Below are 25,816 nucleotides of genomic sequence, written 5' to 3' on the forward strand. Positions count from 1 at the left end.
TAGGTTCAGGCCATGGCTGATGACTGGCGGACGGATCGGATCGGGGCCGCGCTGAGGGGTGAGAACCCGACCGTGATGCGGCGACTGGCGGCGGGCTTCGCGGTGATCGGGGACGTCCAGTTCCTGCCGGGCTACTCGGTTCTCCTCGTGGACGAACCGGATGCGCAGCGGCTGTCCGACCTCCCGAGGGCGAAACGGCTGGCGTTCCTGTCCGACATGGACCGGCTCGGCGAAGCGGTGGAACGTGCCTGCCGACAGCTGGACCCCGCCTTTCGCCGGATCAACCTGGAGATCCTCGGCAACACGGACCCCTTCCTGCACGCGCACGTATGGCCGCGCTACGACTGGGAGCCGGCCGACCTGGTCGGCGCCCCCGTCTGGCTCCATCCCCGGGACCGGTGGACCGACGACCGGTTCCGGCTGGGTCCGCGCCATGACGTACTGCGCGCCTCGATCGTCCGTGAGCTGGACGAGCTGGGAGCGATGGGTGGGGGCGAGTGAGCGGGCGTGGGCCCGCGGTCAGCGGTCCGCCTCCGTGAAGTGGTTGAGGCCCAGTACGGACAGCAGGCGCAGTTTCTCGTAGCCCTCGGTGCGTGGGGGAGCGGTGAGGACCAGGAGTGTCTGCTGCTGGTCCTCAGTGAACAGGGCCTGGCAGTCCACCTCGATCGGGCCCAGCTCCGGGTGGATGAGCGTCTTGTGGTCCTCGAACCGCCGCGCGACCTCGTGCCGGGCCCACAGCTCGGCGAACTCCTCGCTCGCCTTCTCCAGCGTCCGTACGAGCTCGCCGGCCCGCGACCGCGCACCCCGCAGACCGTAGGCGGCCCGCAGGTTCGCCACCTGGGCGCGGCTCTGCCGGTCCCGGTCGGCCTCGGGGTAGAGGTACCGCTCCGCCGGGTCGGTGAACCAGCGGTAGATCGCGCTGCGCGCCGCGCCGGTGTGCCGGGACGCGTCCCCGAACAAGGCCGTGGCCATCCGGTTCTGCACCAGCGTCTCGCCCAGGTCGGTCAGGACGAGCGCCGGGGTGTCGTCGAGCCGGTCGAGGACCCGCAGGAGCGCCGGGGCGACGTGGGTCGTGGCCGACAGTGAGGTCGGCGCGTTGTGCCCGGCGACCCGGTACAGATAGTCGCGCTCGGTGCCGGTGAGCCGCAGCGCACGGGCCAGCGACGCCAGCATGTGCTCGCTGGGCTGCGGGCCGCGCCGCTGCTCCAGCCGGGTGTAGTAGTCGGTCGACATCACGGCGAGGGACGCGACCTCCTCACGCCGCAGCCCCTTCGCCCGTCGGCGGGGGCCCGTGGGGAGGCCGGTGTCCTCCGGCCGGAGCGCCTCACGGCGGCTGCGCAGGAAGTCGGCCAGTGCTGCACGGTCCATGTGGTCGATTGTCGTCCCGCGCGGGCGTGCGAGCCAGGGATCGCCGATCCCCCGACAAGCGGTCTCTGTACCCGAACCCGCCCACCGGCCACGATCGAGGCATGAACATCTCCGGAAACACCATCTTCATCCCCGGCTCCACCAGCGGAATCGGCCTCGCCCTCGCCCTCGAGCTGCAAGCCCGCGGGAACAAGGTCATCGTCGGCGGGCGGCGCGGCGAGCTGCTCGCACGGATCGCGGCCGACCACCCCGGCCTCGACACCGTACGGATCGACACCACGGACGCCGCGAGCATCGCGACCGCCGCCAAGCAGGTGCTCGCGGACCATCCGGACCTCAACGTCCTCGTCACGATGGCCGGCGTGATGCACGCCGAGGACTGGCACGATCCCGCCACGTTCCTCGCCACCGCCGAGTCCACGGTGACGACCAACGTGCTCGGCCCGATCCGGCTCATCGCCGCCTTCGTCGAGCACCTGCGGACCCGCCCGGACGCCACGATCATGACCGTCTCCTCGGGCCTGGCGTTCACGCCGCTGAAGGTCACACCCAGCTACAACGCGTCGAAGGCCGCGATCCACATGCTCAGCGAGTCCGTCCGGCTCCAGCTCGCCGACACCTCCGTGAAGGTCGTGGAACTCGTACCGCCGTCCGTGCGCACCGCGCTGCTGCCCGGCCAGGAGGACAACGAGCACGCCATGCCGCTCGACGAGTTCGTCACCGAGGTCGTCGGCCTGATCGAGGCCGAGCCCGACCCCCGGGAGATCCAGGTCGAGCGCGTGAAGTTCCTGCGCTACGGGGAGGCCCGAGGCGACTACGACCAGGTCGTGGCCGCACTCAACGCGACCGACCCGCACGGCAAGTAGGCGGCCACTCGGCGATCTTCTTCGCGAATGGCCGTAAACAGACGTCAACGGCGTACAACCACCGAACAGGCGCAAAGGTCTCAACGGGTGGCTTCAGCAACACCATGGGGAGGCCAGTCCGATTCACGGATCGAGGTGCCATGAAGCGTTCCATGCAAGCCGTGGGTACGTCGTTGATCGCCGTCGGGGCCATCGGAGCGGGGCTGTTGGTGACCGCCCCCGCCGCCGGCGCGGCCACCAACGGCGCGACCGCCGCGTACAACGGGGTCTGCGGCTCCGGCTACAAGGTGGTGAACTCCATGCCGATCGGGAAGACCGGCACGGTCTACCTCACCTACAACTCGGCCACGGGCAAGAACTGCACGGTGACCATCCGCAACAGCACCGGCGCACCGAAGTACATGGTGGCCTACGTGCGCAACGTCGACAGCAGCGAGGACATGTACGACGCGGGCGAGTACCGCTCGTACGCGGGGCCGGTGTACGCCTTCGCGCGAGGTGCCTGCGTGGAGTGGGGCGGCGTCATCGACAACCTGCAGGCCTGGAACTACGGCTCCAACTGCGGCGCCCTCGCGGCGAAGACCCCGCAGAAGGACTGGTTCGCCGGCGACCGGTGACGACCAGGAGGGGGCTCCGCCGGTGGGCGGAGCCCCCTCGTCGCGTGCCGCCGAGTACGGTGTCGAGATGAACGGCACCGAGGCACCCGTCCTCCTGCACACCACCGGCCGGGCCGCGCACATCACCCTCAACCGGCCCAGGGCCCTGAACTCCCTCACCCACGAGATGGTGCTCCGCGTCGGCGAGGCGCTGACCGCCTGGGAGGGGGACCCGGCCGTCGAGACCGTCGTCGTCACCGGCGCCGGGGAGCGCGGCCTGTGCGCGGGCGGCGACATCCGGACCATCCACGACGACGCCCGCGACGGGGACGGCACCGCCTCGGCCGCCTTCTGGCGTGACGAGTACCGGCTCAACGCCCGCATCGCCCGCTACCCCAAGCCCTATGTCGCCGTCATGGACGGCATCGTCATGGGCGGCGGCGTCGGCATCTCCGCGCACGGCGGCGTCCGGATCGTCACCGAGCGGTCCCGGATCGCCATGCCCGAGACCGGCATCGGCTTCGTCCCCGACGTCGGCGGCACCCACCTGCTCGCCCTCGCCCCCGGCGAACTCGGCACCCACCTCGCCCTGACCGGCACGCAGATCGGCGCCGCCGACGCCCTGCTGTGCGGACTCGCCGATCACTACGTGCCCTCCGCCGCGCTCGGCGACCTCGTCGACGAGCTGGCCGAGCTGCCCGCCGCCGAGGCCCTGGCCCGGTACACGCAGGCGCCCCCGCCGGGTGTCCTGGCCGCGCACCGGGCCTGGATCGACGCCTGCTACGCCACGGACGGTGTCGAGGAGGCCGTGCGGCGGCTGTACGACCACGGCGATCCGGCCGCCAAGGAGGCCGCCGAGACCCTGCTCACCAGGTCGCCGACCTCCCTCAAGGTCACCCTGGCCGCCGTGCGCCGCGCCCGCGGCCTCGGCTCCCTGGAGCGGGTCCTGGACCAGGAGTACCGCGTCTCCTGCGCGGCGCTGACCGCACCCGACCTGGTCGAGGGCATCCGCGCCCAGATCATCGACAAGGACCGCGACCCCCGCTGGTCCCCGGCCGCCCTCGCCGACGTCACCGACGCTGACGTCGAGCGCTTCTTCACCCCCCTCGGCGAGCGCGAACTCGGGCTCGCCACCACGGCCGGCGCCGCGCCGGAACCCGGCCGTCAGCCACGGTCGTAGGTGTGGAATCCCCGGCCGGTCTTCCGGCCGAGGAGTCCCGCCTCCACCATGCGCTGGAGCAGCGGCGGCGGGGCGTACAACTGCTCGCGGAACTCGTCGTACAGCGACTCCGCGATCGAGGCGACGGTGTCCAGACCGATGAGGTCGGCGAGCCGCAGCGGCCCCATGGGATGGGCGCAGCCCAGCTCCATGCCCGCGTCGATGTCCGCCGCGGTGGCGAAGCCGGACTCCGCCATCCGCACGGCGGACAACAGGTACGGGACGAGCAGCGCGTTGACGACGAATCCCGCCCGGTCCTGCGACCGGACCACCGTCTTGCCGAGCGCGCGGGTCGCGAAGTCCTCGACGACGGCGACCGTGGCCGCCGACGTGTGCAGGGACGAGACGACCTCGACCAGGGGCAGCACCGGCACGGGATTGAAGAAGTGCAGGCCCACGACCCGGTCCGCGCGGCCGGTCGCCATGCCCAGCCGCATGACCGGCAGCGAGGACGTGTTGGTGGCCAGCACGGCCTCCGGATCCTCGACGATCTTGTCGAGCGCGCCGAAGACCTCCGTCTTGGCGCCCGCGTTCTCCACCACCGCCTCGACGACCAACTGACGGTCGGCGAGGTCGTCGAGGCTCCCCGTGAACACGAGGTGGGCCAGCGCGTCCTCCGCCCCCGACGCCTCCAGCTTCCCGCGCCGTACCGCGCGGTCGAGGGACGCCGCCACCCGGTCCCGGGCGGTGCGGGCGGCGAGGGCGTCGGCCTCGCACACCACCGTGTCCAGGCCCGCCCGGGCGCACACCTCGGCGATGCCGGCGCCCATCTGCCCGCCGCCGACCACGCCGACGCGCCGGATCCCGACGCTCATGCCCCGGTCTCCGTCCGCCGCACGAGGTGGCGGGAGTACGCGTCCGGGGTGAAGAACAGCGGCAGTTCACCCGCCAGCACGGTCCGCTCGAACAGCGCCCGGATGTCGTCGAAGGACGCCCACGGGGAGATCGCGCCGAGCGCGACGACCTCCTCGTCGAGCAGCCGCAGCACGGTCTCCCGGTCGATCACCCGGTGCCGCAGCCACTGCCAGACCTGCACGCGGGCGATCTCGGCGGTGGCCGCGTCCTCCATCAGCCCGTCCACCGCGACCGCGCCCTCACCGCGCAGCCAGCCGGCGAAGTAGCGCAGCGCGACGGCGATGTTGGTGCGCACGCCCTCCGGGGTCGGCGGGCCGGTGACCCGGCGGACCGACAGCAGATCGACGGCCGTGACCTCGACGTCGTCGCGGGTGCGGTCGAGCTGGTGGGACCGTTCGCCGAGGACGCCGTCGAAGACGTCGCGGCACACCGGCACCAGGGCCGGGTGGGCCACCCAGGAGCCGTCGAAGCCGTCCTCCGCCTCCCGTTCCTTGTCCAGCCGCACCTTGGCGAAGGCCGCCTCGTTCGCGGCCGGGTCCCCGCCCGGCACCTGGGCGGCCATGCCGCCGACGGCGTGCGCTCCGCGCTTGTGGCAGGTGCGCACGAGCAGTTCGGTGTAGGCCCGCATGAAGGGCGCGGTCATCGTGACCCTGGCGCGGTCGGGGAGGAGGAAGTCGGTGCGGTGCCCGAAGGTCTTGATGATGCTGAAGAGGTAGTCCCAGCGGCCGGCGTTGAGTCCGGCGGAGTGCTCGCGCAGCTCGTACAGGACCTCCTCCATCTCGAACGCCGCGGTGATCGTCTCGATGAGGACGGTGGCCCGGACCGTGCCCCGGGGGATGCCGAGCAGTTCCTGCGCGAGCAGGAAGACGTCGTTCCAGAGGCGGGCCTCGTAGCGGTTCTCCAGCTTGGGGAGGTAGAAGTACGGGCCGTGGCCGGCGTCGATCTGCCGCCGCGCGCAGTGGAAGAAGTAGAGGCCGAAGTCGACGAGGGCCGCGGGCACGGGACCGCCGTCGAACTCCAGGTGCTCCTCGTCGAGGTGCCAGCCGCGCGGGCGGACCATGATGGTGGCGAGCCGGTCGCGGTCGGCGAGCCGGTACTCCTTGCCCTCCGGCGTGGTGAAGTCGATACGGCGCTCGACGGCGTCGAGCAGCGTGAGCTGACCGCCGACGATGTTGTCCCAGGTGGGCGCGGTGGCGTCCTCGAAGTCCGCCATCCACACCTTCGCACCCGAGTTCAGCGCGTTGACGGCCATACGGCGGTCCGGCGGCCCGGTGATCTCCACCCGCCGGTCGGTCAGACCGGGCGCGGGCGGCGCGACCCGCCAGGACGGATCGTCCCGCACCGCCGCGGTGACCATGGGGAAGACGAGCGGCGAGCCCGACGCGAGCCGCAGGGCCTGCCGGCGGCGTTCCTTCATGAGGTCCCGCCGACGCTCCCCGAAGGCGGCGGCGAGACGGCCGACGAAGTCCAGGGCGGCGGGGGTGAGGATCTCGTCGTGCCGGTGGCCCGGAGCGGCGAGAACACGGATCTGGTGGGGCGGTGCGAGGGTCGTCATCGCGATCTCCTGGGAGAGGGGAGGGCGGGCCGGGCCGCCCGGGCGACCCGGCCCGGCTGCCTAGTGGAACTGCTCTTCCTCCGTGGACCCCGCGAGAGCGGTGGTGGAGGAGGCCGGGTTGACGGCGGTGGAGACCAGGTCGAAGTAGCCGGTGCCGACCTCGCGCTGGTGCTTGACGGCGGTGAAGCCCTGCGCCTGGGCGGCGAACTCCTTCTCCTGGAGGTCGACGTAGGCGGTCATGCCGTGCTCGGCGTAGCCGCGGGCCAGGTCGAACATGCCGTGGTTCAGGGAGTGGAAGCCGGCCAGGGTGATGAACTGGAACTTGTAACCCATCGCGCCCAGCTCCCGCTGGAACTTGGCGATCGCGTCGTCGTCCAGGGCCGCCTTCCAGTTGAAGGACGGCGAGCAGTTGTACGCCAGCATCTGGTCCGGGTACCGGGCGTGGATCGCCTCGGCGAACTCGCGGGCCTGGGCCAGGTCCGGAGTGCCGGTCTCGACCCAGATCAGGTCGGCGTACGGCGCGTAGGCGAGCCCGCGGGCGATGACCGGAGCCATGCCGTTGCGCACCCGGTAGAAGCCCTCCGCGGTGCGTTCACCGGTGACGAACTCGGCGTCGCGCTCGTCGACGTCGCTGGTGAGCAGGTTGGCCGCGAGCGCGTCGGTCCGCGCGACGACGACGGTCGGCACGTCGGCGATGTCGGCGGCCAGCCGGGCCGCGTTGAGGGTGCGGATGTGCTGCGAGGTCGGCACCAGCACCTTGCCGCCGAGGTGGCCGCACTTCTTCTCGGAGGCGAGCTGGTCCTCGTAGTGGATGCCGGCCGCCCCAGCGGCGATCATCGCCTTGGTCAGCTCGAAGGCGTTCAGCGGGCCGCCGAAACCGGCCTCCGCGTCGGCGACGATCGGCGCGAGCCAGTCGGTGGTGTCCCCGGCGCCCTCGGACGTGGCGATCTGGTCGGCGCGGAGCAGCGCGTTGTTGATGCGGCGCACCACCTGCGGCACCGAGTTGGCCGGGTACAGGCTCTGGTCCGGGTAGGTGTGCCCGGCCTGGTTGGCGTCGGCGGCGACCTGCCAGCCGGACAGGTAGATGGCCTGGAGGCCCGCCTTGACCTGCTGCACGGCCTGCCCGCCGGTGAGCGCTCCGAGCGCGTGCACGTAGTCCAGATCGTGCAGCTGCCGCCACAGCCGCTCGGCACCCCGCCGGGCGAGGGTGTGCTCCTCGCGGACGCTGCCGGAGAGCCGCAGCACCTCGTCGGCGCCGTAGGTGCGCTCGATGCCCTGCCACCTCGGGTCGGTGGCCCAGCGCCGCGCGAGTTCCTCGGCCGCCTGTGTCCTCGCCTCTGCCATGACTGTCACCGTCTCCTCGGTCTGTGGTGTCTGCCAATCCCGAACCGGTCGGAATCGGGTGTGGCACTGCGTGTCTGTCCTGTGGCTGCGGCCCGCCGGGACCCCCTGGAGAGGAGGATGAGCAATGCTGCCGGTGAGAGGGATCACCCACACCGATCCGTACGACGTCAGGGCATGAAATCGAGGGTCGGTGCCGGGTTGCCGTCCACCGGTTCCGGCGGGCCGCACTGAGACTCTGGCACTGGCACTGAGTGCCATCAACCGTGGACGAATGCCAAGTTCTGCGAATCTTCCGGCCGGATTCTGCCAAGGCTGCGAAGGTCCCGCGGGAGGGTCTTGTCCCTTACTCTGGCGGTCGGTTCCTGGTGCGGAGGAGTGGCCGTGAGCAAGACCTATGCGGGGGCGCGGCTGCGGCGCCTGCGTGAGGACCGTCGGATGAGCCAGGCCGAGCTGGCCCGGGTGCTCGGCATCTCGCCGAGCTACCTCAACCAGATGGAGCACGACTCCCGCCCGCTCACGGTGCCCGTCCTGCTGCGGCTGACCGAGGCGTTCGGCGTCGACCCGGGGTTCTTCTCCGCACGCGACACGACCCGGCTCGTCGCCGACCTGCGCGAGGCCCTGTCCACGGAGATCGCCGAATCCCGGGTCTCCGCCGCCGACCTGACCGACCTCGCCGCGCGGATGCCCGAAGTGGCGCGCGTCCTGCTCGACCTCGGCCGGCGCAACCAGCAGTTGTCCGAGCGGCTGGCCGGAGCCACGGACGGCCGGGCCGGCGAACCGGCGGCCTCCTCACCCCACGAGGAGGTCCGGGACTTCTTCTACCGGCGCGAGAACTACCTGCACGACACCGACCTCGCGGCCGAGCGCCTGGCCGCCGAGATCGGCGTCCGGCCGGGCGAGGTGATCGGCGCCCTCACCGCCCGACTCGCCCAGGCCCACGGCGTCCACCTGGCCGCCGAGGCCGGCGACCGGCTCCACCACTACGACGAGGCGACCCGCACCCTGTACCTGTCGCCGCGCCTGCGCCCCGGACGGCGCGCCTTCCGCATGGCCACCCAACTCGCCCTGCTGGAGCACGGGGACGCCCTCGACCGGCTCGCCGCCGAGGACTTCACGCCCGGCTCGGCACCGCACGCCCTGACCCGCATCGGCATCGCCAACTACTTCGCCGCCGCGCTGATCCTGCCCTACGGCACCTTCCACGCCGCGGCCGAGGAGGCCCGCTACGACATCGACGTGCTCACCGACCACTACGGCGTCGGCTACGAGACGGTCTGCCACCGCCTGAGCACCCTCCAGCGGCCCCGGCTGCGCGGCGTACCGTTCTCCTTCGTCCGCGTCGACCGGGCCGGCAACATGTCCAAGCGGCAGTCGGCCACCGGCTTCCACTTCTCCCGTGCGGGCGGCACCTGCCCGCTGTGGAACGTCTACGAGGCGTTCGCCGCCCCCGGCCGCATCCACGTCCAGATCGCCGAGATGCCCGACGGGCAGCGCTATCTGTGGACCGCCCGGGCGGTCACCCGCCACCGCGGCCGGTGGAACGAATCCGGCAGGATGTACGCCATCGGCCTCGGCTGCGAGACCCGCCACGCCCACCGGCTCGTCTACTCCGACGGCCTCGACCTCGGCAACGCCGCCGCCGCGACCCCCATCGGCATGGGCTGCCGCGTCTGTGAGCGCCTCGACTGCTCCCAGCGGGCCGCGCCACCGCTCGGGCGAGGGCTGCTCATCGACCAGAACAGCAGCACCTTCGTGCCCTATCCGGTCACGAACGACGGTTCCCGCTGAGCGCGGCGGGCCGCCAAGAACCCGCGCCACGCGCCATCGTGCCTTATCGGCCGCACACTCCCGGCGCACTGGCTTGATCGCGACTCGGTGCCCCGCTGTCCCGTCGGCCAGACTGATGGCCCCACGACACACGCGCACCGTCGCGGCGGCGGCGGCGCCCGGGAGGCCCCTGATGCTGTCCAACGCGAGGCCCGAGGAAGACGGGCCGGCCGCCGCTCGGACCGGGCGTGAGCGCCGCCCCGCAGACCGCCCCGCACTCCGAGGTGATCTGAGGTCCGCGGTGCCCGACGCCACCGCCGCGGTGGTGGTCACCGCGGCCGTGTTCGCGTTCCTCTACGCACGCATGGGGTCGGGGGACTCGGCCACCGTCGCGGTCATGCCGTTCATGGACGACCCGGGCACCTACTGGATGTACCTGCTCAGCCAGGCGTTCGGCTGGTCCGGCCTGCTGTGGGCGTGGGGCACGGTGATGCTCGGACTGCTGCTGTCCGGACCGCGCCCCACCGGACTGCCCGTCTCCCGGCAGACGCTGGAACGCTGGCACCGGACGACCAGCCTGACCACGATGGCCCTGATGTTCGCGCACGCGCTGATGTTCGCGGCCGAACTCGTGCGCTACGAAACGAAGGTGGGGTGGGCCGAGCGACTCTGGGTCGCCTTCGCGGACAGCTTCGTGCCCGGCTGGTACGACTCCGGCACCGGCCGGATCGCCATCCCCGTCGGCCAGGCCGCCCTGTACCTGGCCGTCCCCCTGGGCCTGTTGTTCTACGTCCGGCACCGCATCGGCGCGAACACCTGGCGGCGACTGCACCGGTTCGTCATCGTCGTGTACGTGCTGAGCGTCTGGCACACCCTGCTGTACGGGACCAATGTCTGGTACGGAGAGTGGCCGCGCACCATGCTGTGGCTGCTGCAACTCCCCGTCGCAGCCCTGCTGTTGCTCCGTCTGATGCGACCCGCCCGGCGCGCCGAGCGACTGGGCGCGCCCGGGACGCACGAGGGCGCGTCCCGGGCGGGATGGACGACGCGAGCCGCCGGACGTGTCGTCGCCGCTGCCGTCGTCGTGGGTCTCCTGTTCGTGGTGGCGTCCGGCCGCGACGGCGGACGGGACCGTCCGGCCGAACCACCGGCGAACGGCCCGCACGCCCCGGCGTCGGAGTGACCGCGACGGCCGCCGGAGTCACCCCTGCGCCGCCGACGGATCCATCCACATCACCTCCCAGGTGTGCCCGTCGAGGTCGTCGAAGGCGCGGCCGTACATGAAGCCGTGATCCTGGGTCTCACCGGTGACCGAGCCCCCCGCGGCCACCGCCTTCTCGACCAGCGCGTCGACCTCTTCCCGGCTGGCGGCGCTCAGGGCGAGCAGCACCTCGCTGGACGACGTGGAGTCCACGATCCGCTTCTTCGTGAACTCGGCGTACTTGCGGTGGGTGTGCAGCATGACGTTGATGGTGTCGCTGAGGGGAATCGCGGCCGTCGTGTCGTCGCTGAAGTTGTCGTCGGCGGCGAAGCCCAGTCCGGTGAAGAACTTCCTGGCCGCGTCGAGGTCGTTGGTGGCCAGGTTCACGAAGATCATCTGCTGGTGCACAGAGTCATGCCTTTCCTACGGCGGTGATGGTGGTCCCCGGAGCCTAGGAACCGAACACCTGCGTCGCGCGTTGATTCGATCAGGTTCGAAAGCCGGTCTGCGACGAACCGTTCAACGGGGTTGAGAACACACAGGGGGAGCGGACCCGTGATTCGCCTGCACATGCCCGCCGAGCGGCTGGCCGGTCTGCGCTGGGCCGTGTCACCTGTGGGGGAGTTGGCAGCCGCGCTGGTAGCCGTGTCCGAGGTCCGAAGACCTCCCCCCGCCCTCCGTCAGGTCCGGGCCCTGCTGTCCTCCGGCCGGCTGCCGACGCTCGCCGCCGTGGCCCGCGGATACACCGCCTACCTCCCCGAACTGCTCACGCCGGCGCCCCGTACCTTCCTGCCGTCGGTCGAGGACCAGTTGCACGCCGTCGCCACGACCCCGACGAGCACGGTGGGGACCCAGTTCACCGCCTTCCTGGCCGGGGGACAGGCGCGGAGCAGCCGCTGCCCCTGGCTGCGCGAAGGGCAGCTCGAACGGGCCGAGGAGCAGGTCCGGCCCAGGATCGAGGTCGGCGAGAGCGAACTGCGGGAGCGTCTCGCCCGCGAGTTGCACTGGCTGTGGTCGAAGGCGATGGCACCGCGCTGGTCCGAGACCACCGCGAGCTTCGAGGGCTTCGTCGAACGGCACGGCGCGGTCGCGGCCCGCGAAGGACTCGGCGGTGCCCTCGCGGCCCTGCACTCCTCCCTGCGCTGGCAGGACGGCGCACTACAGGTCACCTCGGCCTACGAGGGCGAGGTCGGCGGCACGCACCCCCTCACGCTCATCCCGAGCATCTTCCTGGACCGGGTCGGCCTGCATGCCCCGCTGCGACGCGAGGAGGCCCAGCTCGCCATCCCCATGGGCGCCGCACGCCACCCCGGCCCGCGCATCGCGCCCGTCCTCGGTGCCACCCGACTGGCGATCCTCCACAGCCTGACCGAACCGCGCACCACCACGGCCCTGGCCGCCCTGCACCACCTCGCCCCCGCGACGGTCTCCTTCCACCTCACCCGCCTCCTCGCCGCCGACCTGGTGCACCGCACCCGCGCCGGCCGGCACGTCCACTACCACCACACACCCCGGGCCCGCGCCTTCCTCCGCCCGTCTTCGGAGACCGACGCGTCCGCCGGGTCGCCGCCACCGTGACTGGCGGGCCGTCACCCGGCGCCGCCGGCGTCCCGCGTCAGCAGGTCGGCGACCCGGGCGATCAGCTGGCTCTCCGTACCGTCGCGGACCGTCGTCGGGTGGTACGCGAGGACGAAACGGCGGCGCTGGTCGCGGGTGGAGAACGCGGCGTTCTTGTAGCCGTACGTCTCGCCGGTCTTGCCCCACAGGACGACGCCGTTGACGGCGGCCTGTTGCAGTCCGGTGCTGTAGCGGGCCGGGCTGCCGTCGAGCATGCGCACCTCGTCCGGGGGCAGGGTGAACATCAGCCGGAGCAGCCGGGGCGGAAGCAGTTCGCCCGAGAACAGCGCGGTGAGCAGCCTGTCCACGTCGTCCACGGTGGAGATCATGTCGCCCTCGCCCCGGGCCGACGACTGGTCGTACTCGGTGATGTCGCGCAGCCGGCCGTCCCCCGTCCTGAGGTACCCGTGCACATGCCGGCCACGGATGCGCGGGTCGTCTCCCGGCACGGCGGTGCGGGTCAGGCCCAGAGGGCGCAGGACGCGGGCCGCCACCGCCTCCCCGTACGGGCGGCCGGTCAGCGTGTCGATGATCAGGGCGGCCAGTACGTAATTGATGCCGCGGTACTCCTGCCGGGTACCCGGCGCGAACTTCAGCGGACCGTGCGTCGCCGTCGCCACCCACTCCCGCGGCGTCCAGTGGTCGAAGCGGTGCCGGAACACCTCCTCGGCCGTCTCCGGCTCCGGGATGCCGACGTGGTCGGGCAGTCCGCTGGTGTGGTTCAGCAGGTGCGCCACGGTGATCGCGCCGTACCGGTCCGGCAGCAGGCCCGGCAGGATCCGCCGCACCGGCGTGTCCAGCGTCAACCGGCGCTCCGCCACCAACTGGAGGACGACCGTGGCGACGAAGACCTTGGTCACGCTGCCGATCCGGACCCTGTCACCCGCCCGCACCGGACGCCGGCTCCCAATCTCGGCGAGGCCCGAGGTGCCGCGCCAGTGGCCGGCCGTGCCGCCGATCCGGAGCTGCGCCGCGGTCGACGGAGGAGCCGCACGGTCGTCGATGACCGCCTGAAGCGCGACGGGGTCCAACGGCGGGAGCGGCGGTGGCGACATCGGCGCGGCGCCCGCGCGATGCCCGGGCAGTGCCAGGCCGGTGGCCAGTGCGGCGGTCCCGGCGACCGCCACTTGCCCGAATGCCCTTCGTGACATGTGCGTTGAGGTCATGCCCCCACACTGCCGACCGGCCAGGCCCCGGAACATCGGGGAGACCCCCGAGCGACCCCTGACGTCACCCCGATCACGGCTGGGCGTGGTCCGGCGTCAGGTGGGCCAGTGAGCCGATGACCCGCTCGGCGATGTCCTCCGGCCAGGGGAAGGAGGGGCTGACGGCGCGCTGGTGGGCGAGCCCGTGCATGCCCACCCACAACGCGGTCGCGTCGGCCTGCAGGTCGTCGCTGGTCGCGACGCCCGCGGCGACACAGCCCGCCAGGGCATCGACCAGGAGCTGCATGGCCCCCGCGCCGAGGGCCGCGAGATCCTCCTCGGTCAGCGAACTCTCGTCCAGGGCCGGCATCCACAGACCGCCGAACATGGTGCGGTACCGCTCCGGATGACTCCCGGCGAAGCCGAGGTAGGTGTCGCACACGGCCAGCAGCCGTCGCCGGGGATCGTCCCCCGCCTCGTCCGACGCGGCGCGCAGCACGCCCTCCAGGCTGGCGAACTCCCGCTGCACGACCGCCAGCATGATGGCCGGCTGGTCCGGGAAGTGCGGGTAGATCGAGGGTGCCGCGATGCCGACCTTGCGGGCCACCGAACGCAGGGTGACGGCGTGCTCGTCACCGGTCTCGTCGAGCAGCTCGGCCGCCGCCGTGATGATCTCCTCGCGCAGCCGTCCGCCCTCGCCCCGGCGGTTGCGGGTGCGGGCCCGCTTCGGGGCGGGGGCGTCGGTCGGTTCCGCCGCTGTTCCAGTGTCCTTCACGCCGTCACCTTACAGGGTGAAGCTTTTCTTCAGGTCAATTCCAGGCCATGCCGGGATGATCGGCGCCGCGTCACGGCGGTGATCGCGCAGAGTACTTCCCATGACGACGCCCGCAGAACAGCTCCGCGCCCTCGCCCGCACCCGTGCCTCGCTGGACGGTGAGGAGGTCACCTACTGGTGGACCGGTGACGTGTACGCCTGGGGTCCCGACGAGCCGTACGAGCGTGTCTTCGGCTTCGAAGGGGTCAACGTCGCCCGCCTCGTCCAGGACGCCGACGGCGGTCCGGACGCGTATCGCCTGCTCACCCGCGAGGCCGCCTTCTACCTCGACCCCGTCAGCCGCGAGATTCTGGAGACCTGGCAGGACCTGCCGGTCGTACACGTCTGGAACGACCCGGCGAGCCAGAAGTGGCGCCCCTTCCCGGTCCCGACGACCGAACTCGGAGGACAGGTCTGCTTCAGTCTGGAGATCCCGCTCGCCTACCCCTCGCCGCTGCCCGTGGCCCAGTACCCGGTCCACTCGGCCGGCGACACGTACAAGGCCCTGGAGCTCTTCCAGTTCTTCGCCGACCGCGCCGACCTGGCGGGCCCCGCGCCCAGTGTCCCGGCGACCATGTCGTGGTCCCGGATGTCCCCGTGGCTCCCGTGGATGGCCCGCGGACAGCGGCCCGGCGGCCTCACCTTCCACTGCCGGGGCCGCAAGCTCGGCGCGTACACGGAGGTTCCCGAGCGCACCCGCGCGTACATCGCCGACCGCCATCCGGAGTTCGCCCACGCCCCGGAGAAGTGGAGCGAGCCGAACGAGACCAGCTGGACCTACTTCCGCAAGCTCAACCCACCGCGGTAGCCGCTCACAGGTCCAGGACGACGCGGGTGGAGCGGGCACGGGACACGCACGGGTACATGCGGTGCGCCGGGGCGCCGATGTCGTCGCGGTGCTCGACGTCCCCGTCGAGGACGGTGACCTCGCAGCTGCCGCAGACACCCTCACGGCACCCGGCGGGCACCGGGAACCCGGCGTGGTTCAGGGCGTCGAGCAGGGACTCGCCGGCTCCGACCGGCACCGTCCGGCCCGATCCACGGCACACCGCCTCGAACGCCGTGTCGGGGGCGAACGTCCTGGCGGTCGGCCGGAAGCGCTCCACGTGCAGCCGTGCCGCGGGGAACGCCTCCTCGGCCGCGGCCAGCCAGGACGCCGGGCCGCAGCAGTAGACCAGGGTGTCCTCGGCCAGGTCCGCGGCCACCTGGCGCAGGTCCGGCCTGCCCTGGCTCCGAGTCGTGACGACGCGCACCATGTCCCCCTGCTCGGCCAGGAGTTCGGCGGCGAACGGCATGGCGGCCAGGGACGGACCCGCGTACACCAGCTCGGCGGGTGTGCCCGACCGGGCCGCCGCGCGCAGCATCGGCAGCAGCGGTGTGATGCCGATCCCGGCGGCGAGGAACAGGTAACGCGGCGCGGGCAGCAGCGGAAAGTGGTTGCGGGGCGCGGACACGGGCAGGGGGCGCCCGGGGCGCAGGTAGCGGTGGACGTACTCCGAGCCGCCCCGGCTGAGCCGGTCGTGGCGTACGGCGACGCGGTAGGTGTCCAGGCGTCCGGGGTCGCCGCACAGGGAGTACTGGCGGGTGAGCCAGTTGGGCAGCCGGACGTCGATGTGCGCGCCGGGCCGCCACGGCGCGAGGGGGCCGTCGGTGCCGCGCAGGGTGAGGGAGACGACGTCTTCGGCGACGTGGTCGATGCGGTCGACGACGGTCGTCTGCGTGGGTGATGTCATCGGTGCTGTCCTCGCTGCTGGTCAGTGGAGCCGTCGGTTCAGTAGAGCTGTCGGTAGCCGGCTTCGAGCTTCTGCTCGATGGCCTCCGGCGGGATGTCCAGGCCCAGTTGGCGCACCGCCACCTCCCCGGCCGACGGCAGCTCCTCGGCGAGTGCCTGGCTCTCGGGGTCCCACAGCCGGGACCGGATGAGGGCGCGGCCGCAGTGGAAGTACGCCTCTTCGACCTCGACGACCAGCGCCAGCACCGGCCGCCTGCCCTCGGTCTCCATTCTGGTGAGGACGTCGGGATCGTCGGTGGGGTGGGCGCGGCCGTTGACCCGCAGGGTCTCGCGCGCACCGGGGACCAGGAAGAGCAGCCCGATGCCGTCGTTCTCGGCGAGGTTGCCGAAGGAGTCGGCGATCTTGTTGCCGGGCCGGTCGGGGAGGGCGAGGGTGCGGTCGTCGAGGACCTTCACGAAGCCCGGGTAGTCACCCCGGGGCGAGCAGTCGGCGCGCCCCCGGGCGTCGGCGGTCGCCATCGTCAGGAACGGAGAGTGGGCGATGAAGCGCCGGAAGTGCTCGTCCAGGCGGTCCGTCTTCTTCGCCGCGGTCATGGCGTCGGGTTCACCGAGACGGGCCCGGACCCCGTCCGGGTCCACCCGCCGGGGCCGGATGGCGGCGTGCGTCATGAAGTGCTCCTTTCCAGGAAGGTCGGCTGCCGCGAAAGCATCGCCACTGACGGCTCCGCCGCAGTTCATGGCACTATTGTGAGCAATTACTCAGCTCATCCGCTACTCGCATTCGGGGTGCCGACCAGGAGGCGTCATGACGTCCGGCCGACGCGGACTCAGCCCACGTAAACAGCCCCGTCAGGTCCGTGCCGAGCTGACCCGCGAACGGATCCTCGACGCGGCTGCTCACGTTTTCGGCGAGTACGGCTATGCCGCGGGGACCACCAACCGCATCGCCGAGCGGGCGCGGGTCTCGATCGGTTCGCTGTACCAGTACTATCCGAACAAGGATGCGATCCTGGTCGAGTTGGTGACCCGGCACCTGGACTCCGGACGGGCGGCAGTCAAGGGGTACCGGCAGCAGGATCCGCCCGACTCCCTGGAGGGGGTGCTCCGCTTCTTCGTCCGGGCCGCCGTCGACAACCACCTCGACGACCCGAGACTCCTGCGCGTCATGGCCGAACAGGCCCCGAGGGCTCCTGAACTCCTCGCGAAGGTGGAGACCTACGAGGCCGAACGCTTCGCCTACACCCAGGAGTTGCTGGAGAGCCACCCGGAGGCCCGGGTGGCCGACACCTACACCGCCGCCCGGCTGGTGGTGACCACGGTCGAAATGGTGGTCCACAAGATCGTGGCCTCGCCCGACCCCGTCGACCTGCGCCGCTTCGAGGACGAGCTGGTGGCCATGCTCCACCGCTACCTCGTCGGCGGCCCGGCACTCGAGTGCCCGGCCGGCCCATAGGTTCTTCCTATAGATCGCGCTGGACGAAGGGATCCTGTCTCTTCCCGTGGCTGGCCCGGTGATTGGCTCGACCCCGCCCCCATCCGGCTGGTGCCCGGCAGCGTCTACGAGCAGGGTGCCGACGGCCGGATCCACAACACCGCCCCCGTCTACTCGCCCGCGGGCGCACGGGTCGCGGCCTACCGAAAGATCTTCCCGTGGCGGCCCCACGAGACCACGGCGGCCGGCTCCGACTTCGTGGTCTTCGACCTGGCCGGGCACGGACGGGTGGGCCTGACGATCTGCTACGACGCCTGGTTCCCGGAGGTCACCCGCCACCTCGCCTGGCAGGGCGCCGACCTCGTACTGAACCTGGTCCGCACGCCCACCGTCGACCGTGCCCAGGAAGTCGTGCTTGCCCAGGCCAACGCGATCGTCAACCAGGTCTTCATGGCCAGCCTCAACGCGGCCGCGCCGGACGGCCTCGGGCGCAGCGTCGTGGTGGACCCCGACGGGCGGATGCGCGCCGAGGCCGGGCCCGGGACGGAGGAGGTCCTGACCGACGTACTCGACCTGGCCGAGGCCCGGCGTGTGGGAGCGCGGGGCACCGCGGGGCTCACCCGGGTGTGGGACCCCTTCGAGGACGGCGGGCCGCCGCTGGAGCTGCCCCTGTACGCGGGCCGTATCAGCCCGAGCGCTGGCGTCGCGGCGCCGGTGTGGGCGAAGGCGCCCGGCGTGTTATTGAATGAGGTGTGCGGTCGGAGATCTCGGGGCCCGCCGCACGGGTGCGAGTACGGCCCGGCGCCGTGCCGGGGCCGGCGAGCGAGCTGAGAGAGCCGTATGGACACACCCTCTCCTTCGTCCTCTTCGTCCTCGTCGCCGTTCGACCTGGTCAGCAGCGCCTTGGGCAAGTACATCCCGCGCGGCGGAGCGGCGGCGGCAGCCGGCGCCTCCGGGGCGCCGGGTGAGGACACCGCCCGCGTACGCGTCCACCCCAACCCCGCGGCCGGCCTCCAGGAGCAGATCCTCGGCGCGGTCAACCTGGACCGGGAGCTGCGCATCACGCGCAGCAACCTGGACGCCCCCGTCTTCGCCGGTCTGGAAGTCGCGACCGGAAGCCCCTTCGTCGATCTGCTGCCGCCCTGGGACATACCGACGGTCACCCGCCGGCTGAGGCAGGTCCTGGAGACCGGCGAGGCACACGTCGCCCGGGTCCAGCGGCTGCGGCGCGCGGACGGCTCGGAGCTGGTCGTCTCGATGAGCATCCTGTCCGCCGCGGCGCCGCAGGAGGGCCTGACCGTCTCCCTGATCGCCATGGCCAGGAGGCTGCACCTGTACGCCGCCGAGACCGCGATCGGCACCTCGCTGGACATCGGCGAGACCGCGCAGTCGCTGGCGGAGTCCCTGCTGGCCTGGGGAGACGTGGCCGCCATCGACCTCGACTTCGCCGTGTGGACGGGCGAGGGGGTCACCGAGCACGGCCAGGGACGCATCCGGCTGCGGCGGGCGGCCCTGGTGCCGGACCGGGTCTGGCCCGAGGGCTACGTGACTCCGGGTGACGATCTGCCCAAGGACGCGAGTCATCTGCTGTCGCAGGCGATCCGGCGTGACGACGCCGCGCAGGCCATCGTCATCCCCGACCGCAAGTCGATCGAGCGGGTTCTCGGCAGCCCGAAGCTGGTACGCGCCCTGGTGCCCAGCGACCGGTCGGCGGGTGTGGCCTGTATCCCGCTCGTCCTCGACGGGTCGCCGCCCGTCGTGCTCGGCGTGGCGGAGGTCTGGCGGCGGGCCGACCGCCCCTTCAACGACAGCGAGCTGCTCGACCTCCAGGAACTGGTCGCCAGAACCTCGCACCACGTCGATCTGGCCCGGCAGCACCAGCGCGAGCACACCCAGGTGCTGGCCCTGCAGCGCCGACTGCTGCCGCGCACCGGCGGCGACACCGTCGAGACCGCCAGCGTCTACCAGCCCGCCACCCCCGACAGCGCGGGCGTCGGCGGCGACTGGGTCAACAGCTTCCCGCTGCCGGACGGCCGTACCGCCCTCGTCGTCGGCGACGTGGTCGGACACGGCCTGGGAGCCGCGGCGACGATGGGCCAGCTGAGCATGGAGGCCCGCGCGCTGCTCTCCGCGGGGCTGGCGCCCGACGAGGTGCTGGAACACCTGGACAAGACCGTGACCATGCTGGACGACGCGGAGTCGGGGCTGGCCGCCGGATACAGCGCCCTCGGATCGACCTGCTGCATCGCCGTCTACGACCCGGTCAGTCACCGCGTGGCCCTGTCCAGCGCGGGCCACCTCCCCCCGGTCCTGGTGCTCCCGGACGGACGCGCCGCGCCGCTCGCGATCCGCCCGCACCCCGGCCTCGGCGCGGAGTTCGCCCTGCGGGAACCGTTCGGGGTGCACACGTTCGCCGCACCCCCGGGCTCCCTGCTCGCGCTCTACACCGACGGGCTGGTGGAGGATCCCGCCGTGCCGATCGACGAGGGCATCGGCAGGCTCGCGGACGCCGTGTCCACGGTGCACCCCTGGGACGTCCTGGAGGAGGCCGCGCGATGGGTCGTCTCCGGGCTGTCGCCGCAGCGCGGGCGCGACGACGTGACCCTGCTGCTCGCCCGCATGATCGGCTACCGCAAGGGGGACACCGCCACCTGGCGGCTGCCCGCCCGCGACGACGCGGCCGCCCGGGCCCGCACGCTGGTCTCCGCGCTGCTGCGCGAGTGGCGTACCAGGGACGACACCCGGGACAGGGTGCTGCTCCTGGTCAGCGAGCTGGTCACCAACGCGGTCCGGTTCGCCGGCGGGCCCATCACGGTACGGCTGATCAGGGCCGGTCACGGTTTGCTGTGCGAGGTCGGCGACACCGGCAACGGCCGGCCCCGCCTCGGCCGCGGCGAACTGCTCGGCGACGGCGGTCGCGGCCTGCACGTCGTGCACCGGCTCAGCGCCCGGTGGGGGGTGCGGTGGACGGACACCGGCAAGGTGGTCTGGGCGGTGGTGGCCAGGTGACGGCGCGGCCGCGCTACAGCCACTCTCCTTCGAGGGCGGTCGCCGTGAGGCCCGGGGCCGCCGCGTACAGCACGGCGCGACTGCCCGGCCGCTGCCCGGCGTCGTGCGCCCGGCGCATGATGTCGAACACGGCGGCGCCGCCGCGGTTGCCGCTGGTGTAGCTGTCCCGGCTGTGGTCGAGGAGTCCCGACGGCCACTCCTCGGGCATGGTCTGCTCCATGTACTCCAGCACGCGCGTCCCGCCGGGGTGCGCGAGCAGCACGTCGGGGTGCCAGGAGTTCGGGTCGTCCTGGTAGCGGTCGTGCAGCCAGTCCCACATGGCGGTGACGGTGTTCTGTACGGCGCGCGGGCCGCGCCGGTCCATCACGAAGTGGGTGCCGTCCGCCCGCGTCTCCAGGCGGTGCAGGTCCTGGGTGTCCGGCAGGGTGTGGTGCCAGGAGGCGTCCAGCCGCAGCACCGACTGGGGCCTGGGACGGCCCGTGACCACCGTCGCGACCGCGGTGTCCGCGAACAGCAGCCGGACGATCAGGGACTCCAGGGTGTCGTCCGCGGGCTGGTAGGTCGTACTCAGGGCCTCGGAGATCACGACCAGGACCACCCGGTCGGGGTCGGCCGCCACGAGGTCGGCCGCGAGTGCCAGGGAGCGGGTCCCGGCGACACAGGCCCACTGCGAGGCGGGCAGCAGCATCGTGTCGCCGCGGAGCGGGAGCCGGTTGGCCAGGGCGACGTCCAGACCCGGCAGCGCAGGGGTGGTGGAGTTGCTGGTGATCAGGCAGTCGACGTCCGAGACGTCCAGTCCGGCGATCTGCAGGGCCCCGCGCGCCGCCCGCTCCCCGTACGCCTGCACGGCCTCCCAGGCCGGGGCGGTGCGCTCCTGCACGGTCTGCGGTGCCGGCACCGCTTCGAGGGCGGCGACCACGCGGTCCGCGTCCTGCTCGGTGAACCCGTCGCGGACCAGCGCCTCCCGCGCGGGCCCGGTGCCGGTCGCCGACAGAGCGCCCGAGGCGCCGGGCGCCACGGCGGACTCCAGCGGCAGCATCCAGCCCCGGGTCTCGATGCCGGTACTGGCCGCGATGCCGTCGATCCGAGGCGCCCACGCCGCGTCCGGGTGCCGCTCGCGGACCTCCTCCACGATCTGGCTGGTCTTGACGGCGTGCTCGCCGTGTATGACGGCGGGCGGGCACAGGTAAGCGGCCACGATTCGCACCTTTCTCCGGTGAACAAGAGAGGGAAAGTCCCGAGTGCTGTGGCATGGCTCACTCCAGCACCCCACGTCCAAGTCCATGCCGGCGCGCGTCACTTCGGGCGCCGGCATCCGACTCGAGCATGGCGGCTAAAAGGACATTTACGCTGTGACTCAGACAACTTGGACGGCTCTTGTCGTGCGTGACGCTCCACACACCCCGGTGTGGAACCCGCTCCGGAGGCGCCCTTCTCAGACCAGTTCGCCGTTCCGGGCCACCACCCGCCCGCCGTGCACGACCATGTCCCGCCGGGGCATGTCGACCACGACCTGCGGCACGCACTCGCCGCGCACCAGCACGAAGTCCGCCGGCGTCCCCGGCTTCAGGTCGGCACGTGGCAGGCCCATCACGTCCGCGCCGCCGTGCGCGCCGACGTCGTAGCAGGAGGCCAGCTCGTCGTCGAGGCGTACGTCCGTGATCCACCCCAGCAGATGGGCGCGGTGCAGCATGTCCGCGTCGCCGAACGGGCTCCACGAGTCGCGCACGCCGTCCGAGCCGAGCCCGACCCGCACGTCGTACTCGCGCAGCGTGGCCACGGGCAGCACCAGGGACTCGTTCGGCGCGACCGTCGTCAGGGCGATGTCCAGCTCGGCAAGGTCCTCGGCCATGGTGCGCAGTGCGCGCTCGGCGAGGAACGGCAGACAGAAGACGTGACTGACCGTCACCCGGCCGCGCAGGGACAGGGACCGGGTGCGGTCGATGATGCCGCGCATGACCCGGGTCCCCTTCTCGTCCCGGTCGTGCAGATGGATGTCGACGCCGATCCCGTGCCGGTCGGCCAGGTCGAAGACCAGGTCGAGCTGTTCCTCCGGAGCCTGGTCGAAGCTGATCGGGTCGATGCCGCCGATCATGTCGACCAGGCCCTCGCGCGCCGCCGTGGCCAGGAGTTCGGCCGTGCCGGGCGTACGGACCACACCGTGCTGGGGGAACGCCACGATCTGCACGTCCAGCGCGTCCGCCAGGCGGTCCCGCGCCTCGGCGATGCCTTCCACACCGTCGAGGCCGTAGGCGGGGGCGACGTCCGCGTGGGCCCGCATGGCCCGGGTGCCGCGGGTCACGGCGTGCGCCATCAGCCCGTACGCCCGTTCTCCGACGGGGCGCCGCTGGGAGTGGTACAGCTCGACGTCCTGCTCGCAGTACTCGGCGATGCCGCTCGCGGGCCTGCGCGACACCCACGGGCCGCCCCAACTCGTCTTGTCGGGGTGGATGTGCGCGTCGACGAGCGCCGGCAGCGCCAGCCGACCGTCGCCGTCGACGACCTTGGCGCCCCTGGGGGCCGGCCGGTCCGAGACCCGGCCGTCGAGGACGGTCAGATCCACCGCCTCGGACCCGCCCGGCAGGCGCACGTCGCGGAACACGACGGCGCCGCGGCCGTGCCGGGCCGGCTCGGGTGACGCGTGCGCCGTCGTGGCGGCCAGGGCGGCGGTGCCGCCCAGCGAGGCGGCACCGGCGAGGACGTTGCGCCGGGACAGGGGCGGAGGAGTCATGTCGTTCTCCTACGGGTGAGGGGTGAGGGGTGAGGAGCGGGTGGTGGTCAGACGGGGAGGCCCGAACGCACCACCCGGGACGGCTTCTTGAGCAGTGACACGTCGGCCAGCGGGTCTCCGGGCACCAGGACCAGGTCACCCGCGTGGCCCCGGGTCGGCCGGCCCGCCGTGCCCTCCAGGCCGAGCAGCCGCGCGGCGTGCGTCGTCGCCGTGCGGATCGCGTCGAGCGGTGAGAGTCCGGCGGCGTGCATCAACTCCACCTCGCGCCCGATGGGGTCCACCGTGCCGCCGGAGGAGTCGGTACCCGCCGCCAGCGGCACGCCCAGCTCGTGCGCCGCCAGCACCGCCTGCTTCAGGACGGGCAGGTAGGCGCGGCCCCGCTCGGCGAGCACCGGGTCCGAGGACTCGGCGAGACCCGCGATGGCGGTGAGGGTGGGCGTGAAGTACGTGTCGCGGCGGCGCATTTCGTGCAGGGTGCGCTCGCCGACGAACACGCCGTGCTCCAGGGAGCGGATGCCCGCGGTCACCGCGTCGTGGCAGCCCTTCTCGCTGTAGCTGTGGCACAGGACGCCCTTCCCGCCGCGCCGTGCCGCCGCCACCACCTCGCTGAGCTGGGCGTGCGAGTAGACCTGGGCCAGCGGGTCCTGCTCGGGCAGCCCGGCCCGTTCGTTCACCCGCGTCTTGACCACGTCGGCGCCGCGCGCCAGGTTGACCCGGACGACGTGGCGCAGGGCCTCGGCGGACCGGACCCCGTCCTTGAGCCCGGCGAGCATGGCGAGTTCCGGGTCGGCGAGGAGGGTGTCGCCCAGGTCCGGCGTGACGAAGATACCGGCCGCCCGCAGACGGGGTGCCATGCCGGGAGCCCGGTGGGCCAACTCGCGCACGGCGATGTCCTGGTAGAAGTTCGTGGACCCACTGCGTGCGCTCGTCGCGCCCTTGCCGACGGCGTCGCGCGCCTCGGCCACGGTGTTGAGGTGGATGTGCGCGTCGATCAGGCCGGGCAGGACCCACTGGCTGTGTGCGTCGAGGCGCGGGACGCCTGCCGGGGCGGTGGTCCTGCCACGGGCGCCGGCCGCGCGCACCACACCGTCCCGGATCACCACGACGGCATCCTCGGTGACGTCACCGGTCGCGGGGTCGAGGAGGGTGCCGCCCTCGACGACCAGGTCGCCGGTGCGCGGGCGACGGCCCGGTGCCGTCGCGGTCGCGGCCGCCGGTCCGGCGGAACCGAGGGCCGCCGCCGTACCGGCGAGGGCGGCGGAGGCGGCGAGCACGCCTCGGCGGGTCAGTCGGGGGGACGGGGGCTCGGACGGCTCGATGCACATCGCTGGCTCCTGGTGGGGGCGGGGGAGTCGAGGCAGGGGGAGACCTGCCTGGCCGCCATTTTGTATACCAAGCTGGAGGCGGAGGGCAAGAGTGCACCGGATGAGCCCCCGTGATCCGCACTGATGCTGCACACTTGAGAAGGACTCGGTATACGAAGACTCACTTGGTATACAAAGCGCTGTCGCCGAAGAGGGACCGCAGTGCCACGGCCCGGCTGTCCCGGACGTGCAGGAGGGTGCTCGCGGCGGCCGGCTCCTCGTCGCCCGCGGCGATGTGCCGGAAGATGTCCGCGTGCTGGGCCCGCATGTGCGCGGGCTCGGCCCGCATGCCGAACAGCAACTGCAACTGCCAGCCGAGCTGCTCCATGGTGCGGGCCAGCAGCGGGTTGCCGGAGAGCGCGACGATCCGCTCGTGGAACTCCGTGTGCGCCGCGACCTCCAGCGCACCCTCGTCCTCCTCGGCGGCGTCCTCGGCCCGCGCCAGGGAAGCGCGCAGCGCCTCCAGCTCAGGCAGCGGCCCGTCCGCCGCCGCCACCTGCCGGGCCGCGAGCCGCGACGCCTGGACGGCCAACGGCTCCCACACCTCGTACAGGTACCGGACGTCGGCCCGCTCCAGACGCCGCACCCGTACTCCGCTGTGCGGCAGCAGTTCCAGCAGCCCTTCGGTGACCAGCGCGCGCAGCGCCTCGCGGACCGGTACCCGGGACATCCGCAGCTCCTCCGCGACCTCCCGCTCGACCAGCCGCGTGCCCATGGGATACCGGCGGTCCACGATGCGCTCGCGCACGGCCTCGCGGGCCCGCGCGCTCAGCGACGTCCGGGTCTGTCCCGCTTGCGGTGTGCTGGCTGCCACGTGCACCGTCCCTCGCCCTCGTCCTCGCCGCTCAGAGTGAGGATACGTTTGCGGCGATCACCGGGCCTGCCCGCGGGCGGGCCCTCCCGCGGATCGCCATACTGGCCGAGTGGCGGACGAGGAAGAGCGGACGGGCCGGCACCTGGAGCGAGCCATCCTGGAACTCCTGGAGCGCCGCCGCCCCGAGTCGACGATCTGCCCCTCGGACGCCGCACGCGCGGTCTACGAAGGGGACGACGACGGCTGGCGCGCCCTCATGGAGCCGGCCCGCCGTGCGGCCGGGCGACTGGCCGAGGCCGGGGAGGTCACGGTCACCCAGCGCGGTCGCCCGGTCGACCCGGCGACGGCGCGCGGCCCCATCCGCATCCGCCGCGCCCGTTGACCGGC

The 25,816-nt window shown here is 72.4% G+C and carries 25 protein-coding genes; 12 read left to right on the forward strand and 13 right to left on the reverse strand.

Annotation, left to right across the window (positions count from 1 at the left end; all coding sequences use genetic code 11):
* The first annotated feature begins 12 nt into the window (after positions 1-12).
* Positions 13-501, forward strand: a complete 489-nt coding sequence (locus ACFC1X_RS15650) for a diadenosine tetraphosphate hydrolase (protein WP_376353494.1) — start codon at positions 13-15, stop codon at positions 499-501.
* A gap of 18 nt (positions 502-519) precedes the next feature.
* On the opposite strand, the gene ACFC1X_RS15655 is transcribed toward ACFC1X_RS15650, so the two are convergent.
* Positions 520-1,368, reverse strand: a complete 849-nt coding sequence (locus ACFC1X_RS15655; protein ID WP_376353497.1) for a helix-turn-helix transcriptional regulator — start codon at positions 1,366-1,368, stop codon at positions 520-522.
* Between the two features lie 101 nt (positions 1,369-1,469).
* Between ACFC1X_RS15655 and ACFC1X_RS15660 the strand changes: the two genes are divergently transcribed.
* From ACFC1X_RS15660 to ACFC1X_RS15670, 3 genes are all read left to right on the forward strand, one after another.
* Positions 1,470-2,234 carry an SDR family oxidoreductase gene (locus ACFC1X_RS15660; RefSeq protein ID WP_376353499.1) on the forward strand — a complete coding sequence of 255 codons (765 nt, stop codon included), beginning with the start codon at positions 1,470-1,472 and terminating at the stop codon, positions 2,232-2,234.
* A 152-nt stretch (positions 2,235-2,386) separates the two neighbouring features.
* The gene (locus ACFC1X_RS15665; RefSeq protein ID WP_376353791.1) at positions 2,387-2,851 is read left to right on the forward strand and encodes a spore-associated protein A; all 465 of its coding nucleotides are present in this window, start codon (positions 2,387-2,389) and stop codon (positions 2,849-2,851) included.
* Positions 2,852-2,918: 67 nt separating this feature from the next.
* Positions 2,919-4,010: an enoyl-CoA hydratase/isomerase family protein gene (locus ACFC1X_RS15670; protein WP_376353502.1), complete on the forward strand. Its 1,092-nt coding sequence runs from the start codon at positions 2,919-2,921 to the stop codon at positions 4,008-4,010.
* Here the strand turns inward: ACFC1X_RS15670 and ACFC1X_RS15675 are convergent.
* Genes ACFC1X_RS15675 through aceA form a run of 3 tightly spaced genes read right to left on the reverse strand, consistent with a single transcriptional unit; the run spans position 3,995 to position 7,803 of the window.
* Complete coding sequence (locus tag ACFC1X_RS15675; protein WP_376353504.1) at positions 3,995-4,864, reverse strand: 3-hydroxybutyryl-CoA dehydrogenase; 870 nt, start codon at positions 4,862-4,864, stop codon at positions 3,995-3,997. The genes ACFC1X_RS15670 and ACFC1X_RS15675 overlap by 16 nt on opposite strands.
* A complete protein-coding gene (gene aceB, locus ACFC1X_RS15680) occupies positions 4,861-6,459 on the reverse strand; it encodes a malate synthase A (protein ID WP_376353507.1) in 1,599 nt (532 codons plus the stop codon). The genes ACFC1X_RS15675 and aceB overlap by 4 nt, the downstream gene beginning before the upstream one ends.
* 60 nt (positions 6,460-6,519) lie before the next feature.
* Complete coding sequence (gene aceA / locus ACFC1X_RS15685; protein WP_376353509.1) at positions 6,520-7,803, reverse strand: isocitrate lyase; 1,284 nt, start codon at positions 7,801-7,803, stop codon at positions 6,520-6,522.
* Between the two features lie 381 nt (positions 7,804-8,184).
* Between aceA and ACFC1X_RS15690 the strand changes: the two genes are divergently transcribed.
* Together ACFC1X_RS15690 and ACFC1X_RS15695 are read left to right on the forward strand one after the other, a co-directional pair.
* The gene (locus ACFC1X_RS15690) at positions 8,185-9,591 is read left to right on the forward strand and encodes a short-chain fatty acyl-CoA regulator family protein (protein WP_376353512.1); all 1,407 of its coding nucleotides are present in this window, start codon (positions 8,185-8,187) and stop codon (positions 9,589-9,591) included.
* Positions 9,592-9,763: 172 nt separating this feature from the next.
* Positions 9,764-10,753 carry a ferric reductase-like transmembrane domain-containing protein gene (locus tag ACFC1X_RS15695; RefSeq protein ID WP_376353515.1) on the forward strand — a complete coding sequence of 330 codons (990 nt, stop codon included), beginning with the start codon at positions 9,764-9,766 and terminating at the stop codon, positions 10,751-10,753.
* A gap of 18 nt (positions 10,754-10,771) precedes the next feature.
* On the opposite strand, the gene ACFC1X_RS15700 is transcribed toward ACFC1X_RS15695, so the two are convergent.
* Complete coding sequence (locus tag ACFC1X_RS15700; RefSeq protein WP_376353518.1) at positions 10,772-11,179, reverse strand: VOC family protein; 408 nt, start codon at positions 11,177-11,179, stop codon at positions 10,772-10,774.
* Between the two features lie 147 nt (positions 11,180-11,326).
* Here ACFC1X_RS15700 and ACFC1X_RS15705 point away from each other — a divergent pair, with 147 nt between their 5' ends.
* Entirely contained in the window at positions 11,327-12,349 is a 1,023-nt protein-coding gene (locus tag ACFC1X_RS15705) for an ArsR/SmtB family transcription factor (RefSeq protein ID WP_376353520.1), read from the forward strand.
* A gap of 11 nt (positions 12,350-12,360) precedes the next feature.
* Here the strand turns inward: ACFC1X_RS15705 and ACFC1X_RS15710 are convergent, their stop codons facing one another.
* Together ACFC1X_RS15710 and ACFC1X_RS15715 are read right to left on the reverse strand one after the other, a co-directional pair.
* Entirely contained in the window at positions 12,361-13,554 is a 1,194-nt protein-coding gene (locus tag ACFC1X_RS15710) for a serine hydrolase domain-containing protein (RefSeq protein WP_376353523.1), read from the reverse strand.
* 73 nt (positions 13,555-13,627) lie between these two features.
* Positions 13,628-14,308: a TetR/AcrR family transcriptional regulator gene (locus tag ACFC1X_RS15715; RefSeq protein ID WP_376353525.1), complete on the reverse strand. Its 681-nt coding sequence runs from the start codon at positions 14,306-14,308 to the stop codon at positions 13,628-13,630.
* A gap of 100 nt (positions 14,309-14,408) precedes the next feature.
* On the opposite strand from ACFC1X_RS15715, the gene ACFC1X_RS15720 reads away from it, so the two are divergent.
* A complete protein-coding gene (locus tag ACFC1X_RS15720; protein WP_376353526.1) occupies positions 14,409-15,155 on the forward strand; it encodes a DUF1838 family protein in 747 nt (248 codons plus the stop codon).
* Positions 15,156-15,159: 4 nt separating this feature from the next.
* Here ACFC1X_RS15720 and ACFC1X_RS15725 read toward each other — a convergent pair whose 3' ends face one another.
* Positions 15,160-16,080, reverse strand: a complete 921-nt coding sequence (locus ACFC1X_RS15725) for a PDR/VanB family oxidoreductase (protein WP_376353528.1) — start codon at positions 16,078-16,080, stop codon at positions 15,160-15,162.
* Positions 16,081-16,118: 38 nt separating this feature from the next.
* Positions 16,119-16,748 carry an MSMEG_1061 family FMN-dependent PPOX-type flavoprotein gene (locus ACFC1X_RS15730; protein WP_376353531.1) on the reverse strand — a complete coding sequence of 210 codons (630 nt, stop codon included), beginning with the start codon at positions 16,746-16,748 and terminating at the stop codon, positions 16,119-16,121.
* A 136-nt stretch (positions 16,749-16,884) separates the two neighbouring features.
* On the opposite strand from ACFC1X_RS15730, the gene ACFC1X_RS15735 reads away from it, so the two are divergent.
* The 3 genes from ACFC1X_RS15735 (at position 16,885) to ACFC1X_RS15745 (ending at position 20,520) form a co-directional block, all read left to right on the forward strand.
* Complete coding sequence (locus ACFC1X_RS15735) at positions 16,885-17,532, forward strand: TetR/AcrR family transcriptional regulator (protein ID WP_376353533.1); 648 nt, start codon at positions 16,885-16,887, stop codon at positions 17,530-17,532.
* A gap of 90 nt (positions 17,533-17,622) precedes the next feature.
* Complete coding sequence (locus ACFC1X_RS15740; RefSeq protein ID WP_376353536.1) at positions 17,623-18,342, forward strand: carbon-nitrogen hydrolase family protein; 720 nt, start codon at positions 17,623-17,625, stop codon at positions 18,340-18,342.
* 9 nt (positions 18,343-18,351) lie between these two features.
* Positions 18,352-20,520 (forward strand): SpoIIE family protein phosphatase, encoded by a 2,169-nt coding sequence (locus ACFC1X_RS15745; protein WP_376353539.1) that lies wholly within the window; start codon positions 18,352-18,354, stop codon positions 20,518-20,520.
* A gap of 13 nt (positions 20,521-20,533) precedes the next feature.
* Here ACFC1X_RS15745 and ACFC1X_RS15750 read toward each other — a convergent pair whose 3' ends face one another.
* From ACFC1X_RS15750 to ACFC1X_RS15765, 4 genes are all read right to left on the reverse strand, one after another.
* On the reverse strand, positions 20,534-21,718 hold the full coding sequence (locus ACFC1X_RS15750) for a type III polyketide synthase (protein ID WP_376353542.1): 1,185 nt from the start codon (positions 21,716-21,718) through the stop codon (positions 20,534-20,536).
* Positions 21,719-21,955: 237 nt separating this feature from the next.
* Positions 21,956-23,251 carry an amidohydrolase gene (locus tag ACFC1X_RS15755; RefSeq protein WP_376353544.1) on the reverse strand — a complete coding sequence of 432 codons (1,296 nt, stop codon included), beginning with the start codon at positions 23,249-23,251 and terminating at the stop codon, positions 21,956-21,958.
* Between the two features lie 47 nt (positions 23,252-23,298).
* Complete coding sequence (locus tag ACFC1X_RS15760) at positions 23,299-24,576, reverse strand: amidohydrolase family protein (RefSeq protein ID WP_376353547.1); 1,278 nt, start codon at positions 24,574-24,576, stop codon at positions 23,299-23,301.
* A gap of 160 nt (positions 24,577-24,736) precedes the next feature.
* Complete coding sequence (locus ACFC1X_RS15765) at positions 24,737-25,429, reverse strand: GntR family transcriptional regulator (protein ID WP_376353549.1); 693 nt, start codon at positions 25,427-25,429, stop codon at positions 24,737-24,739.
* A gap of 109 nt (positions 25,430-25,538) precedes the next feature.
* Here ACFC1X_RS15765 and ACFC1X_RS15770 point away from each other — a divergent pair, with 109 nt between their 5' ends.
* Positions 25,539-25,811 carry a DUF3253 domain-containing protein gene (locus ACFC1X_RS15770; protein WP_376353552.1) on the forward strand — a complete coding sequence of 91 codons (273 nt, stop codon included), beginning with the start codon at positions 25,539-25,541 and terminating at the stop codon, positions 25,809-25,811.
* The last annotated feature ends 5 nt before the right edge of the window (positions 25,812-25,816 follow it).

The sequence above is a fragment of the Streptomyces sp. NPDC056128 genome (assembly GCF_042263835.1).
Taxonomy (GTDB): Bacteria; Actinomycetota; Actinomycetes; order Streptomycetales; family Streptomycetaceae; genus Streptomyces.

Bases quoted from the DNA above. Each gene is read 5' to 3' on its own strand.
- aceB (WP_376353507.1), bottom strand. From the start codon at position 6,459: ATGACGACCCTCGCACCGCCCCACCAGATCCGTGTTCTCGCCGCTCCG.
- ACFC1X_RS15710 (WP_376353523.1), bottom strand. From the start codon at position 13,554: ATGACCTCAACGCACATGTCACGAAGGGCATTCGGGCAAGTGGCGGTC.
- ACFC1X_RS15675 (WP_376353504.1), bottom strand. From the start codon at position 4,864: ATGAGCGTCGGGATCCGGCGCGTCGGCGTGGTCGGCGGCGGGCAGATG.
- ACFC1X_RS15745 (WP_376353539.1), top strand. From the start codon at position 18,352: ATGGACACACCCTCTCCTTCGTCCTCTTCGTCCTCGTCGCCGTTCGAC.
- aceA (WP_376353509.1), bottom strand. From the start codon at position 7,803: ATGGCAGAGGCGAGGACACAGGCGGCCGAGGAACTCGCGCGGCGCTGG.
- ACFC1X_RS15760 (WP_376353547.1), bottom strand. From the start codon at position 24,576: ATGTGCATCGAGCCGTCCGAGCCCCCGTCCCCCCGACTGACCCGCCGA.
- ACFC1X_RS15725 (WP_376353528.1), bottom strand. From the start codon at position 16,080: ATGACATCACCCACGCAGACGACCGTCGTCGACCGCATCGACCACGTC.
- ACFC1X_RS15665 (WP_376353791.1), top strand. From the start codon at position 2,387: ATGCAAGCCGTGGGTACGTCGTTGATCGCCGTCGGGGCCATCGGAGCG.
- ACFC1X_RS15735 (WP_376353533.1), top strand. From the start codon at position 16,885: ATGACGTCCGGCCGACGCGGACTCAGCCCACGTAAACAGCCCCGTCAG.
- ACFC1X_RS15755 (WP_376353544.1), bottom strand. From the start codon at position 23,251: ATGACTCCTCCGCCCCTGTCCCGGCGCAACGTCCTCGCCGGTGCCGCC.
- ACFC1X_RS15650 (WP_376353494.1), top strand. From the start codon at position 13: ATGGCTGATGACTGGCGGACGGATCGGATCGGGGCCGCGCTGAGGGGT.
- ACFC1X_RS15655 (WP_376353497.1), bottom strand. From the start codon at position 1,368: ATGGACCGTGCAGCACTGGCCGACTTCCTGCGCAGCCGCCGTGAGGCG.
- ACFC1X_RS15660 (WP_376353499.1), top strand. From the start codon at position 1,470: ATGAACATCTCCGGAAACACCATCTTCATCCCCGGCTCCACCAGCGGA.
- ACFC1X_RS15695 (WP_376353515.1), top strand. From the start codon at position 9,764: ATGCTGTCCAACGCGAGGCCCGAGGAAGACGGGCCGGCCGCCGCTCGG.
- ACFC1X_RS15730 (WP_376353531.1), bottom strand. From the start codon at position 16,748: ATGACGCACGCCGCCATCCGGCCCCGGCGGGTGGACCCGGACGGGGTC.
- ACFC1X_RS15720 (WP_376353526.1), top strand. From the start codon at position 14,409: ATGACGACGCCCGCAGAACAGCTCCGCGCCCTCGCCCGCACCCGTGCC.
- ACFC1X_RS15670 (WP_376353502.1), top strand. From the start codon at position 2,919: ATGAACGGCACCGAGGCACCCGTCCTCCTGCACACCACCGGCCGGGCC.